Below are 12,919 nucleotides of genomic sequence, written 5' to 3'. Positions count from 1 at the left end.
AGCGACCCTGACGAGGCGGGGACGCGGAGCCCGACTCGCCCCCGATCCGAATATCACGGTTGATACCAGCGGGCCGCCGTTTAACACGTTGGTTTTCGTGATAGATCGTATGCCGATCGCAGCGGTAAAAGACAGCTACGGGGTGAAACTGGGGGTCGGGTACGTCGCGACGGGGGCGTTCATCGTCGCCGTCGGCGTGGTCACGAACGACGCGAACGCGACGGTCGTCGCGGCCGTCGCCGGCCTGTTGACCTTGGGCTCGATCAACGCGGCCGAGACGATCGCCAGCGTCACGGAGATCGGCGCGCAGACGCGGCGCGTCGCGAACGGCGACATCGACCGCGAGGTACGGTCGACACGAACTGACGAGTTCGGCGAGCTGGCGGGCTCCATCGAGGAGATGCGGGTCTCGCTGAAGGACCGGCTCGCGGAGATGGAGCGGACGCAGGACGAGCTCGAAGACGCGCGGGCGGAGGCGACGGAGATGGCCGAACGGTACCGCCGGACGGCCGACCGCTACGCCGAGGTGATGGAGGAGGCGGCGACCGGCGACCTCACGCGCCGGGTCGACGTCGACGCGAGCGACGAGAGCCTCGCGACCGTCGGGGAGTCGTTCAACCGGATGATGGACGACCTCCAGGCGACCGTGGAGACGGTCCGGGAGATGGCCGACCGCATCGAGGCCGACGCCGGCGAGATGGCGGAGATGAGCAACGAGGTCGAACAGCGCGTCGCCAGCGCGACCGGGAGCGCGACGACGATCCGGGGACAGGCGAGCGACCAGCGCGCGGAGCTGGAGTCCATCGCCGCCGACGTCGAGAACATCAGCGCCTCGGCCGAGGAGATCGCGGCGACCGTCGACGACCTGTCGGACCGGAGCGAGGCGGTCGCGGCGACGAGCGACGACGCGCGAAGCTCCTCCCAGAGCGCGCTCGACGAGATGGCCGAGGTCGAGTCGGAGGCCGAACGCGCCGTCGACCGAGTCGAGCGGCTCCAGGAGGGGATGGACGAGATCACCGAGATCGTCGACATCATCGGCGAGATCGCCGAGCAGACCGACATGCTCGCGCTGAACGCCTCGATCGAGGCGGCCCGCGCGGACGGATCGGGCGACGGGTTCAGCGTGGTCGCCGAGGAGGTGAAGGGGCTCGCCGAGGAGACGCAGTCGCGCGCGAACGAGATCGACGAGATGATAGACGAAATCGCCGACCAGACCGAGGAGGTGACGGTGTCGATCCGCTCGACGCAGGAGCGCGTCCAGAACGGGACCGACACCGTCGAGTCGACGCTCTCCGACATCGAGTCGATCGCCGACTCCGTCGACGAGATCAGCGGGTCGCTCGCGGAGATCCGCCGGACGACCGCCGACCAGGCGAACACGGTACAGGACACGGCGGAGTCCGTCGACGAGATCACGGAGCTCAGCACTGAGACCGCCGAGACGGCCGAGGAGACGGCGGCGGAGATACAGGAGGGACAGTCGGTCGTCGAGGACGTGTCCGACTCGCTGCGCGAGTTCCAGACCGACGCCGTGACGACGCTCCAAGACCGCGTCGCGGCCTTCACCGTCGAGGGGAGCGACGCCGGGACCGGTGGCCCGGCCGCCGAGGGCAGCGCCGGCCGCTCGCGGGCGACGACCGACGGGGGTGCGCGATGACGGGCGCCGTCACCGCCGCGTACTGGATCGCGGCCGTCGGCTTCCTCGTCGGCCTCGGGATCACGGCGGCGCTGTACGCGAACCTCAACGAGTCGGAGCACCGCGGCCGACTGGCGGCGCTGGCGGTGATCCCCGGGTTCGCCGGGCTCGCGTACGTCGGGATGGCGCTCGGAGTCGGGACCGTGACGGTGAACGGGAACGAGCTGGTCGGGCTCCGCTACGTCGACTGGATCGTCACCACGCCGCTGCTCGTCGGGTTCATCGGCTACGTCGCCGGCGCGTCGCGCCGCGCCATCGCGGGCGTGATGGTCGCCGACGCGCTGATGATCGCGTTCGGGGCCGGCGCGGTCGTCGCCGGCGGGACGCTCAGGTGGGTGCTGTTCGGCGTCTCGGCGCTGTTCCACGTCACGCTGTTCGCGTACCTGTACGTGATATTCCCGCGGTCGGTCCCCGACGACCCGATGCAGCGGGGGCTGTTCAGCCTGCTGAAGAACCACGTCGGGCTGCTGTGGCTCGCGTACCCGTTCGTCTGGCTGATGGGCCCGTCGGGGATCGGCTTCACCGGCGCGGTGGGCGCCGCGCTGACGTACGCCTTCCTCGACGTGCTGGCGAAGGTGCCGTACGTCTACTTCTTCTACGCGCGGCGGCAGGCGTTCACCGACGTGGTGTCCGCCGCGGCCGCGGACCGCGACGGCGCGGCCCCGTCGCTCGGCGACGAGACGCCGACCGGGGCCGACTGAGGCCTCGCGGGGGCCTCGCGCCCCCCGACCGGTCGAGGCACCCCCGACGACGGCGACCGCAGAGAGGTACGTTTTAGGCGACTGCGACGGACCCAGCGGTATGGAACGCGTAGCGATCGTCGGCGCGTCGATGACCCGGTTCGGGCAGCGCGACGCCTGGGTGCGGGAGCTGCTGGCGGAGGCGGGCGCGGCCGCGCTCGACGACGCCGGCGTCGACGGCGACGACCTCGATCACCTGTACGTCTCGAACATGGCCAGCGGCGAGTTCGAGGGGCAGACCGGCGTCCCGAACGCCCTCGCCCACGACCTCGCCGCGCAGCCGGCCTACACCGCGCGGGTCGACCAGACCTCCTCGTCGGGCGGCGCGGGCGTGTACGCCGCGTGGCAGTCGGTCGCGTCCGGCGCGAGCGACCTCACGATGCTCGTCGGCGGCGAGAAGATGACCCACCGGACGACCGCGGAGGCGACCGACGTGATCGCGTCGCTCACGCACCCGGTCGAGTACAAGCACGGCGTGACGCTCCCCTCGTTCGCGGGGCTCACCGCGCGGCTCTACCTCGACGAGTACGACGCGCCCCGCGAGAGCCTCGGGAAGGTCGCGGTGAAGAACCACAGGAACGGCGTCGACAACCCGCACGCGCAGTTTCAGAAGGAGGTCGACCTCGACACCGTCCTCGACTCGCCGGTCGTCGCCGACCCCCTCCGGCTGTACGACTTCTGTCCGATCACGGACGGCTCGGCGGCGCTCGTGTTCTGCCCCGAGTCCGTCGCCGAGGAGTACGCGCCGGACGGCAGCTACGCCGTGATCAGCGGGATCGGCGGCGCGACCGACACCCACGTCGTCCACGAGCGCGCGGACCCGACGACGATGGGCGGGGTCGTCGACTCCTCCGAGGTCGCCTACGAGATGGCCGGCATCGGTCCGGACGACGTGGACGTGGCGGAGCTCCACGACATGTTCACCATCCTGGAGTTCCTCCAGAGCGAGGACCTCGGCTTCTTCGAGAAGGGCGAGGGGTGGAAGGCGGTCGAGGAGGGCGTCACCGACCGCGACGGCGACCTGCCGATCAACACCTCGGGCGGACTCAAGTCGAAGGGCCACCCCCTCGGGGCGAGCGGCGTCGCGCAGGTGTACGAGATATTCAAGCAGGTCACGGGCGACGCCGGTCCGCGACAGGTCGAGGCCGACACGGGCCTCGCCTGTAACGTCGGCGGGTTCGGGAACTGCGTGACCACCACCATCCTGGAGGGAAGCCAATGAGCGACAACGAGACGACCGACGGCGAAGACGGGGCATCGCCCGGCGAGGAACCGACCTTCGAGGCGGCGGAGTACGCGGACGGGGCGGTCACCTACCCGCCCCACACCGTGAGCCCGGACGGCGCCGAGCGCGTCGGGACGGTCGACCTCCGCGAGTACGAGGGCCGGGTCGTCACGTGGACGACCTCGACCGCGACGCCGCCGGGCGTCCGCGAGCCCAACACCCTCGCCATCGTCGAGTTCGAGATGGGCGACGACTACGACGGGCCGCCGGTCCGCGCGCTCGGACAGGTAGCTGAGCGGGGCGACGCGGGAGCCGGCGACGACGGGGGGGCCGAGGATGGCGAGCAGTTCGACGTCGCCATCGGCGACCGCGTCGAGCCCGTCCACGCCGGCGAACTGCGCGAGCCGGGAGCCGGCATCCGCGAGCCGGAGAGCCAGGACTGGGACGGGTTCCGGTTCCGCCCGGTCGAGTAGCGGTCCCCTCTCGGGCGGCACGAACTCAGGCACGGAACCGCGACGCGTCGCTGTCGGTGAGCGGCCCGAGCCGCTCCGCGTGGACCCTGTCGAGCGTGTAGACGTCCGGGCGGTACCGTATCTCCTCGGTCACGCCGTGAGCGTCCCGGAGCCGGCGCCGCACCCGGTCGACGTCCGCGCGGTCGAAGTAGTTCGGAGTGAACACCAGCACCGCGTGAGCGGTCTCGCCGAAGGCCTCGCGGCCGGCGCGGGTCGTGACCTTCGCGTCCCAGAACCGGCCGGCCGCGACGTCCTCGACCACGCCCTCCCAGAAGTCGTCGACCGCCGCCGCGGGGCGCTCGACGAGCCACTTCCCGCTCAGGTACGTCGTCTCCAGCGCGAGGCGGTCGGCGTCGCGGACCGTCTCGGGGTCGGTCGGGAGCGCGTCCGCCCGCGCCCGGTCGACCCCCGGCAGGTCGGCCTCGGTCGTCGCGGCTGGTCGGATCACATCGTGAGTCGGGAAGTAGGCGTCGCGGGCCTGTCGCGGGAACCCGGTCACGTGCTTGACCCGGAGCCAGTGCCACCCGGCCTCGTCGATCGCGGTCGGCGACCGGTCGGTGACCATGGCGTCGGTTCGGCGCCGCGGGTGAAAACGATCCCGTCCGTCGCGACGCGGACGAGGGCTCGCGGCGCTCAGACCCGTCGGTAGTCGCCGAGCCGCGTCCCGTCGAGCAGGTACGCGTCGGCGGCGGGCAACGCGGCGGGGAGGTACGGCGCGAGGAACGACTGCCCCTCGACGTTGACCCAGGTCCCGCCCGAGCGTTCGTTGAACGCGGGGAAGACGACGAGTTCCGGCGAGTCGGCCGCGCGGTCACCCTCGTCGCCCGACTCGGTGAACGCCGCGGGGTCGAACTCCCCGCGGAGCCACGCGCGCTCGACGCGCGAGCCGCCGACGGCGTCCTCCAGCCGCACCTGCGGGTGCTCGTGGCCGGTACACACCACGTCGGCGTCGAGGAGGTCGGGGGCCGGCCACGTGTGGCCGTGGCAGACGCCGACGGCTCCCGGGGAGTCGCCGAGCAGCCCGCCCTCGGGATCGATCACGTCGAGGTCGTCCGCGAACGCCGCCGCGACGCCCGCGTCGTGGTTCCCCTCGACGAGCGTCATCGGGACGCGGTCGGTGACTGCGCGGACCAGCGTCTCCAGTTCCTCGCGCTCGTCGCCGTCGGGCGCGCCGATGCGGTGCGCGAGGTCGCCGAGGACCACGAGCCGGTCGGCGTCGGTCTCGGCGATCAGCCCGCAGAGCCGCTCGCGGCGCGCGTCGGCGCGGGAGTCCAGTTCGACGCCGCGCTCGTAGCGCAGGCCGACCTCGATGCCGGCGTGAACGTCGGCGACGAGCAGCGCGCGCTCGCCGCCGAGGTCGGCCACGGCGGCCGGCTCGCCGACGACCGGCTCCACCCGCGCCATCAGATCGGCTTGAGCAGCCCGTCGCCGGGCTCGTAACACTGCCCGCTCATCAGCGCGTCCTGGATGGCGTCCTCGACCGCGCCGGGGTCGACGCCGTGGTTGTCGGCGACGCGCTCGACGACCGCCTCGCGGGGCGCGCCGTCGCCGTCGTCGAGGTCGCCCATCGCCGCGACCGCGGCGGCTTCGAGGTCGACATCCTCGTCGGCCTCGGTCGCGTCGGCCTTGTCGTCCTCGGTCGGTTCGGCGGCCTCGGTCGCCGGGTCGGCCGGCTCGCTCTCCTCGGTCGCGGCGCCGGTCGCCTCGTCCGCGGCCGCCGCGGGGTCGTCGACCGGTTCCTCGGCGAGGTCCTCGGGGTCCGGCACGTCGATGTCGGCCTCGCCGGGCTCGTCGACCTCGGTGCCGGTCGCGAAGTCGGTGCCGAACTCGGACTCGATCTCCTCGCGCTCCTCGTCGTCGAGCTGGTACATGTCGTCGGCGTCGGCGTCCGGGTCGAGGTCCGCGGTCGCGTCCGCCTCGCTCCCGTCGTCGAACGCCACGTCGCCGCCGGCGTCGAAGTCGCCGAGCCCGCCGTCGTCGGACCCCGCGTCGGCCGCCGCCGCGTCCGCGTCGTTCGCGTCATCGATCGATTCGGGATCGGCGGTCGAAGCGGACGCCGGCCCTGCCGCGTCGTCCGTCGGCGGCCCGGCGGCGTCGGTCGACGCCTCGGTCGAGTCGCCAAGAGAGGAGTCGGTCTCGGTGGACGACGAGTCGTCGTCGACGGTTGCCCCGGAATCGGCGGTTGTCCCGGAGTCAGCGGTCGCCCCGGAGTCGGCGGTCGATTCCGGCTCAGCGTCCGGGTCCGACTCCGCGCTCGGGTCGGCGTCGCTCGCGCCGGGAGACGGTTCCGCCTCGGGGGCGCTCGCCTCGCTCGGGGTTCGGTCGGTATCGGTCGTCGCCGCCGGCTCGGCGACCGTCACGTCGGTCTCCGGGAGCGGACCGAGCGCGGCCTCGCCGCCCTCGTCGGGGGCGAGGTCGAGGGCGCGGACCTCGTCGCGGTCGCCCGCGATCATCTCCAGGGCGTCGACCGCGAGCCGGCGGACCGCCTCGGCGTAGGCCGCGGTGGTGCCGTAGTGGTCGATGGCTTTCGGGATCCCGGCGGCCAGCGGGGCGGGGGCGCCGCCCGCCTCCAGCGCCGCGCGGAGGTCGTCGCCCCGCAGGTCGGAGTCGAGCGCCCGCGCGAACACCGCGAGGCGGTCGAGCGTCGCCTCCGCGGCGGAGACGACCCAGCGGTCGCGGGTGTCGGCGTCGACCTCGTTGAGGCTCTCCGGGCGGACGGAGGTGAACACGCGGTCGGAGTCCTCCGGCTCGAAGGTGCGGGCCTTCCCGGTGAGCGCGACGAACGCCGGCGGGTCGGCGCGTTCGAGGAACGTCTGCGCCTCGGGCTGGTACTGGCCCGCGTAGGTGACGAACGCGCCGGAGGGGTCGACGACGCGGCCGCGCCGCGTCTCGTCGTTGACGCGCTCGACTTCGGTGAGCACGCCGGCGGTGAACAGGCGGTTCACGCGCGCGCCGGTCGGGGTGACGACGTAGTTCGGGGCGCGCTCCTCGTTGCTCTCGGAGTACGACAGCGAGGCGTCGTCGAACTCCGCGGCGAACACCCGGTAGGCGACCTCCCGCGTGCCCGGCCCGTCGTCGCTCATTCGCCCACCTCCGCGAGCGCGGCGCGGGCGTGCTCGGCCGGGTCGTCGTCGGCGAGCGCGAACTCGACCGCGTCGAGGGTGGCGCCGTAGTCGTCGACCGAGAGGTTCCCGCGGACGCGGTAGGCGCGTCCGACGAGCGAGTCGGCGATGTCGTCGGCGACGACCTGCTTGTCCATCGCGTCCTTCGCGGCTTCGAGGGCGTCGTCGAGCCCGCCGCCGTACACCTCGGCGGTGAGCTCGTCGTCGAGGACGACGGTGACGGTGTCGGTGCCGTCGTCGAGGATGGCCTTCACGCGCAGGTCGTCCTCGCCGTCCACGTCGCCGTGGCTCCGGCACTGACCGTTCTGGACGACGCGACCGCACTCGGGGCAGCGCTCGATGAGCCCGGAGCCGTCCCGGACCTCCAGCACGTTCCCGACGACCTCGACGTCGAACATGCCGCCGGAGCCGACCGCGTCGGCGACCGACAGCCGGGGTGCGTCCTCGGCGACCTCGACGGGGTCGGGGAGCGGCGTCACCGTCGAGAACTCCGTGAGGTTGATCGAGGGGACGCCGCGGAACTCCCGGACGTACACGTCCTCGATACGGAGGTCCGCGCCGACCGTTATCTCGGAGCGGGGCTGCCAGTCGGTGAAGGGGAGCTTCGCCGTCTCGTCGCCGACGACCCCCTCCAGGATCTCCGTCTCGCCGTCGCGGCCGGAGATGGTCTTCTCGTCGACCTCCAGCACGCGGACCTCGACGTTGCGGCCGCGGTCGCCGGCCGCGATGTCGACGAGGCTCCGGTCGCCGCCGACCTCGCGGTCGACCTCGACGGGCTCGTCGGCGATGGCGACCGTCGTCGAGTCGTTAAGGTTGAGCTCCGGCTCCCCCTCCCACTCGCGGACGCCGGCGTTGCCGATCGTCAGCGAGTCGCCCGGCTCGAAGCCGAAGTCCTGCCACGCGGTGTAGGAGATGACGCCGGTCTCGTCGGCGACCTCCCCCTCGCGGATCGTGAGGTCGTCGCCCTGGTATCGGATGGTGCGCGTCCCCTGCGTCAGCACGCGGACGGTGACCGTCACGCCGTCGTTCTCGGTGGTTATCTCGCCCACGTCGACGGCGTCGGGCGTCGGCGACGACCCGCCGCCGCCCCCGCCGTGCTTCCGGCGGACGCTCTGTTTCGCCTCGTCGATGGGGACGCTGTACTCCAGTAGGTTCTGTAGGTCGGCTTTGACCTCCTCTTTGTCGACGCCGAGGTCGGAGGCGAGCTCCTCGGCATGGCTGTTGACGTCCATCGAAGCGAGGTTCGGCGCGGCCGCACAAAAGGATTCACACCGTTCGAGCCGGCGGCGGACGGGAGCGCGGCGTCCGCGACTGCCGATGAGATCGCGGCGTCCGCGACGGCCGATGGGATTACAGCGCCCGCGACGGCCGGTAGGGCTAAACCGCCCCCGTCCGCAACGTGGGGCATGGACGAGATCGACGTCGACGCGCGGATCACCGACGACCGCACGGTCATCGACGTGACGGGCACGAGGGACGTCGCCGTCGTCGTGCGGTCCGCGGACGGCGAGCGGATCTACCTCCCGCCCGAGGGGTTCGACGACCCGGTCGGCGGATCGCCGTACACCTCGCCGTATCAGGGCGCCGGCGCCGGCGGCGAGGAGAGCCCGTACGGCGGGACGACCGGCAGCACGCGCGGCGTGATGGAGACCGCGGACGGCTTCCGGGTCACGCACCCGCAGCCGGCGACGGAGTTCGACGTGTATCGGGGCGACGAGGACTGAGCCCGCCGCGGGCGGCGGACGGGCGGGGACTAGACCGGGGGTTCAGGCGACGTCTTCGTACACGGCGAGCGTGTCCTCGGCCACGTCCAGCCACTCGCGGCGCTCGTACTCCGGCGGCTCCTCGCGGTCGAGCGCCTCGATGAGCCCGTCGACGATCGACTCCGAGTCCGTCGCGACCTCGACGAGGCAGCCGTCGGGGAGCACCTCCGCGACGCCGGACGGGGTGGCGACGACCTGCGTCCCGGCCTCTAACGCCTCCGTGATCGTGATCCCGAACGGCTCCGCGTACGACGGCGAGACGAACGCGTCCGAGGCGGCGTAGTAGTCGCCGAGCTCCGCCTCGGGGACGTAGCCGACGAACTCGACGCGGTCGTCGATGCCGAGCAGCTCCGCGAACCGCTTGAGCTGGTCGGTCTGGTGGCCGGAGCCGCCGACGACGAGCGTCACGTCGCGGCGGCGCAGCTTCTTGACGGCGTACAGGAGGTGGGAGATCCCCTTCTGGTCGGTGTGGCGGCCGACGAAGAACAGCATCTCGCCGTCGATGCCGAGGTCCTCGCGCACGTCCTTGCCGGAGAACGTCGGCGTCGAGAAGCCGTTGTACACGACCCGCGAGTCCGCGTCGTACAGCTCCCGGATGTCCGAGCGGACGATCTCGCTGACCGCGATGTTCGTGTCGGCGGCGTTCGCGAGGCGGCGCTCGGTCTCGACCTCGCGGCTCGGCGGGTCGATGTTGCGGTCGCTCGCCAGCGAGTGGAACGAGGAGACCCAGGTGGCGTCGGACGCGCGGGCGGCGGCGCGGCCGGGGCCGTACCCGAACCAGTCGTGCGTGTGGATCACGTCGTGGTCGGGCGCGAGCTCGGCGAAGCGGTCGGAGAGCTCGCCGACGCGCGCCGCGACGTCGCCCTCGCCGGTCTCGACGGGTTCGAGGCCCGGCTCGTCGTCGGGGGCGAACTCCGCGGGCAACACCAGGGTGACCTCGACCCCGAGTTCGTCGCGGAGCCCGGTGAACAGTTCCCCTACGTGGACGTCGAGCCCGCCGGTGATGTTCGGCGGGAACCCCCACCCCAGCATGAGTACGCTCGGCGGCATACACCCTCGTTTCTGGAGTCACCACTTAGGTATGCCCCTCGTGGCGTGGGAGAACGGAGAGACGGCGGGCGAGGAGAGGAGTCGGCGGGGGACGCTGTCGGATCGCGCTCAGGCCGCGCGGACCGCGTCGCGCAGCGCGTCGGTGCGCTCGGTGATCGAGCCGGCGGCGTCCGCGAGCACGTCGAGCGGGTCGCCCTCCTCGGCCTTGACCGTGAGGACGGGCTCGGTCTGCCCCCCGGACTGCTCGGGGTTCATGTCGTAGGTCGCGGCCGCGACGTCGTCCGACTCCAGCAGGGCGCCCTTCAGCACGTTCATGAACGTGTGGTCCTCGCCCGCGATCTCGATGTGGAGTTCCGTGTCGGTCTTCTCGATGACCCGCAGTTCCATGTCCGAGAGGTCGGGCGAGCGGCGTTTCAAGCTTTCGTCTCCCGGATATCGCCGGATGCGGACGGGTCGCACGCACCCGGAAAGCACTTCCATCGCCCGCCGAGACGGCGGGTATGTCCGCCGATCGACCCGCGATCCGACGGTTACCGCTCGACGAGGCGGCCCTCCGCCGGTACGCGGCCGACCTGTGGCTCCCGTACAACCGGGACCTCGCCGACGCCGTGGCGGCCCACGACCTCGCCGACTGGCCCGAGGAGCGCTTCGTCGAGCGACACGTGGCGTTCGCCCGGGACCGACTGGAGGAGGCGGGGAGCCGCGGCTGGGTCGCCGCGACCGCCGGCGACGGCACGGACGACGCCGGAGTCGACCCCGCGACCGCCGACGTGACCGACCCCGCCCTCGACCTCGTGGGGCTGCTGATGACGAGCGTCGACGAGTGTCCCGACCCGTTCGACCGCCCGGACCGACTGGTGATCGGCGAGATATACGTCGCGGAGCCGTTCCGCGGCACCGGCCTCGCCGAGCGGTTCGTCGAGCGCGCGGTCGCCGACGCCCGCGACCACGGCTGCGAACAGCTCCGGCTCGACGTCGACGTCGACAACGAGCGGGCCGTGGCGTTCTACGAGCGGATCGGGTTCGAGGACTACCGCAAGCAGATGACGATGGCGGTCGACCCCGGGTGACCCCGACCGTCAGGCGGCTCCGCGAGGCGGACGTGCGGCCGCTTGTCGAGGAGCTGTGGCTGCCGTTCGCCCGGGAGATGGAGCCGGTCGCGGACCGGAACCGCCTCGCCGACGACGTGGACCTCGTCGCCGCGGGCGTGGCGCACCGCGAGGACCGCCTCGCCGACGACGAGGCGCTGACGTGGGTCGCCGTCGACGGCGGCGGCCTCGTCGGCTACGCCGCCGCGAGCGTCGAGTCGTCGGCGCCCGTGTTCGCCGCCGGCGACCGGCTCCACGTCGGCGAGCTGTACGTCCGCGAGCCGTACCGCGGCGAGGGCGTCGCCGGCGACCTCTGCGACCGGGTCGACGCGGCGGCCGCGGCCCGCGGCTGCGAGCGCGTGACGCTCGACGTGGACGCGGGCAACGAGCGCGCCAGGGCGTTCTACGAGAAGCGGGGGTTCGACGTGGCGCGGCACCGCATGGTCGACCGCGTCGACGAGAAGTGAGCCCCCGGCGCCGCCGCTGGACGGTCGATAAACGCAAAACGGGTCGCGTCGGTCGGCCGAGGGGTTACTCGTCGGCGTCGACCGCGACTTCGTCGGCGTCGACGTCGACGGACGCCTCCTCCTCGGCGGCGACCTCGCTCGGGCGCGCTTCGAGGGTCAGCTTCTGGACCTCGACGCGGCGGAGCGGGTAGATCTCCTTGGCGTCGCCGTAGATGGCCGACGAGAGGTTCCCGTCGACGATGGCGTCGACGAACGCCTCGAAGGTGCGCTCCTCGGCGGCGGCGTGGACCTTGTCGATCATCACGCGGCGGATCGCCTTCTCCTGGGAGCGGTCCGCCTTCTTCGTCGTCAGCGCGACGGGCTGGACGCGGATGCGGTAGTCGTCCGTCGTCAGCACCGTGATCGACGCCTCGACCTTCGAGGCGCCGCGGCGGACGAGCGAGCGCAGGTAGTCGCGCGTCAGCTCGTACTTGATGAACTCGGTGTACGCCGAGTCGCTGCCCACGTCGGTGATCTTGAACGTCAGCTTCGTGTTGTTCGCGTTGGAGTCGCCCGTCAGCTGGTCGAGCGTCGTCGTGATCGTGCGGCCGACGACCTGCTGGGGCTCCTCGGCGAGGGTCTCGCCGAGCTCCTGCCGGTCGAACTGTTCGGGCGCCAGCACGGTGTACCAGCGCTTCTGTTCTCTGCTCTTGGATACGGATCGTTCGCTCATGTGTCGGGTTGTGTGTCGGTGTCGGTCGTCTGCGGTTCGTCTGCGGAGTCGAGGGAGTCGGCGTTCGCGGCGTCGGCGTCCGTAGCGGCGGTCGCGTGGTCGCGTGCGCGTTCGATCACGCGGTCGGCGACGCGCAGGTTCACGAGGTGGTCGTCCAGCGTCGACTGGAGCCCGCCGGTTGTCGGCCGCTCGACCGCGCAGGCGACGACGTCGCCGTCGACGCGCGTGCGCATCGAGTCGGTCTCGTCCGGGGCGAGCGCGGCCGCGACCGTCGCGGCGTCGGCGTGCTCGGTCCGGACCGTCGCGGTCCGTGCCGCGTCGGCGTCCGGCGAGGCGTCGCACGCCATCTCAGATCGCCTCCCGAAGCGCGGCCAGTGCCGCCGTGACGTCGGCGTCGCCGGGGTCGTTCGCGTCCGTCGCGACCGAGACGCCGCCGCGTTCGGGGGTGCCCCAGCCGTCGCCGCCGACCTCGCCGGCGGCGGCCCGGCAGGCGTCGCCGAGGTCGGTCGGCTCGCCGGTCGCGTCGCCCGCTGCGCGGCCACCG

The 12,919-nt window shown here is 72.4% G+C and carries 15 protein-coding genes and 1 pseudogene; 7 read left to right on the top strand and 9 right to left on the bottom strand.

Annotation, left to right across the window (positions count from 1 at the left end; genetic code table 11):
* Nucleotides 1-109 precede the first annotated feature (109 nt).
* From EXE44_RS12955 to EXE44_RS12940, 4 genes are all read left to right on the top strand, one after another.
* Nucleotides 110-1,657, top strand: a complete 1,548-nt coding sequence (locus tag EXE44_RS12955; protein ID WP_241991834.1) for a methyl-accepting chemotaxis protein — start codon at nt 110-112, stop codon at nt 1,655-1,657.
* Nucleotides 1,654-2,397 (top strand): bacteriorhodopsin, encoded by a 744-nt coding sequence (locus tag EXE44_RS12950; protein ID WP_137717494.1) that lies wholly within the window; start codon nt 1,654-1,656, stop codon nt 2,395-2,397. Before EXE44_RS12955 ends, EXE44_RS12950 begins: the two co-directional genes overlap by 4 nt.
* A gap of 100 nt (nt 2,398-2,497) precedes the next feature.
* Entirely contained in the window at nt 2,498-3,658 is a 1,161-nt protein-coding gene (locus tag EXE44_RS12945; RefSeq protein ID WP_137717493.1) for a thiolase family protein, read from the top strand.
* Nucleotides 3,655-4,134, top strand: coding sequence for a hypothetical protein (locus EXE44_RS12940; protein ID WP_137717492.1), 480 nt, complete (start codon nt 3,655-3,657; stop codon nt 4,132-4,134). Before EXE44_RS12945 ends, EXE44_RS12940 begins: the two co-directional genes overlap by 4 nt.
* 25 nt (nt 4,135-4,159) lie before the next feature.
* On the opposite strand, the gene EXE44_RS12935 is transcribed toward EXE44_RS12940, so the two are convergent.
* The 4 genes from EXE44_RS12935 to EXE44_RS12920 all read right to left on the bottom strand — a co-directional run bounded on the left by EXE44_RS12935 (nt 4,160) and on the right by EXE44_RS12920 (nt 8,527).
* Nucleotides 4,160-4,738, bottom strand: coding sequence for a putative phosphothreonine lyase domain-containg protein (locus EXE44_RS12935; protein WP_137717491.1), 579 nt, complete (start codon nt 4,736-4,738; stop codon nt 4,160-4,162).
* 68 nt (nt 4,739-4,806) lie between these two features.
* Nucleotides 4,807-5,577, bottom strand: a complete 771-nt coding sequence (locus EXE44_RS12930) for a metallophosphoesterase (RefSeq protein WP_137717490.1) — start codon at nt 5,575-5,577, stop codon at nt 4,807-4,809.
* Complete coding sequence (locus EXE44_RS12925) at nt 5,577-7,256, bottom strand: hypothetical protein (RefSeq protein ID WP_137717489.1); 1,680 nt, start codon at nt 7,254-7,256, stop codon at nt 5,577-5,579. The genes EXE44_RS12930 and EXE44_RS12925 overlap by 1 nt, the downstream gene beginning before the upstream one ends.
* Complete coding sequence (locus tag EXE44_RS12920; RefSeq protein ID WP_137717488.1) at nt 7,253-8,527, bottom strand: Single-stranded DNA binding protein; 1,275 nt, start codon at nt 8,525-8,527, stop codon at nt 7,253-7,255. The genes EXE44_RS12925 and EXE44_RS12920 overlap by 4 nt, the downstream gene beginning before the upstream one ends.
* A gap of 174 nt (nt 8,528-8,701) precedes the next feature.
* Between EXE44_RS12920 and EXE44_RS12915 the strand changes: the two genes are divergently transcribed.
* Nucleotides 8,702-9,019: a hypothetical protein gene (locus EXE44_RS12915; protein WP_137717487.1), complete on the top strand. Its 318-nt coding sequence runs from the start codon at nt 8,702-8,704 to the stop codon at nt 9,017-9,019.
* A gap of 42 nt (nt 9,020-9,061) precedes the next feature.
* Here the strand turns inward: EXE44_RS12915 and EXE44_RS12910 are convergent, their stop codons facing one another.
* Together EXE44_RS12910 and EXE44_RS12905 are read right to left on the bottom strand one after the other, a co-directional pair.
* Nucleotides 9,062-10,090, bottom strand: a complete 1,029-nt coding sequence (locus tag EXE44_RS12910; protein WP_137717540.1) for a glycosyltransferase family 4 protein — start codon at nt 10,088-10,090, stop codon at nt 9,062-9,064.
* 126 nt (nt 10,091-10,216) lie between these two features.
* Nucleotides 10,217-10,495: a DNA-directed RNA polymerase subunit L gene (locus EXE44_RS12905; RefSeq protein ID WP_004596453.1), complete on the bottom strand. Its 279-nt coding sequence runs from the start codon at nt 10,493-10,495 to the stop codon at nt 10,217-10,219.
* A 113-nt stretch (nt 10,496-10,608) separates the two neighbouring features.
* Between EXE44_RS12905 and EXE44_RS12900 the strand changes: the two genes are divergently transcribed.
* Both EXE44_RS12900 and EXE44_RS12895 read left to right on the top strand, forming a co-directional pair.
* Nucleotides 10,609-11,178: a GNAT family N-acetyltransferase gene (locus EXE44_RS12900; protein WP_137717486.1), complete on the top strand. Its 570-nt coding sequence runs from the start codon at nt 10,609-10,611 to the stop codon at nt 11,176-11,178.
* Complete coding sequence (locus tag EXE44_RS12895) at nt 11,175-11,663, top strand: GNAT family N-acetyltransferase (RefSeq protein ID WP_241991833.1); 489 nt, start codon at nt 11,175-11,177, stop codon at nt 11,661-11,663. The genes EXE44_RS12900 and EXE44_RS12895 overlap by 4 nt, the downstream gene beginning before the upstream one ends.
* Before the next feature lie 64 nt (nt 11,664-11,727).
* Here EXE44_RS12895 and EXE44_RS12890 read toward each other — a convergent pair whose 3' ends face one another.
* From EXE44_RS12890 to EXE44_RS12880, 3 genes and pseudogenes are all read right to left on the bottom strand, one after another.
* Nucleotides 11,728-12,375 (bottom strand): 30S ribosomal protein S3ae, encoded by a 648-nt coding sequence (locus EXE44_RS12890; RefSeq protein ID WP_137717485.1) that lies wholly within the window; start codon nt 12,373-12,375, stop codon nt 11,728-11,730.
* Nucleotides 12,372-12,722 carry a KEOPS complex subunit Pcc1 gene (locus EXE44_RS12885; protein WP_137717484.1) on the bottom strand — a complete coding sequence of 117 codons (351 nt, stop codon included), beginning with the start codon at nt 12,720-12,722 and terminating at the stop codon, nt 12,372-12,374. Before EXE44_RS12885 ends, EXE44_RS12890 begins: the two co-directional genes overlap by 4 nt.
* Nucleotide 12,723: 1 nt before the next feature.
* A pseudogene (locus EXE44_RS12880) lies at nt 12,724-12,919 on the bottom strand (exonuclease RecJ); the annotation flags it as partial.

It is taken from the genome of Halorubrum sp. SS7 (assembly GCF_005435055.1).
GTDB lineage: Archaea > Halobacteriota > Halobacteria > Halobacteriales > Haloferacaceae > Halorubrum > Halorubrum salinarum.
This window is presented reverse-complemented; position numbering and strand designations above follow the sequence as displayed.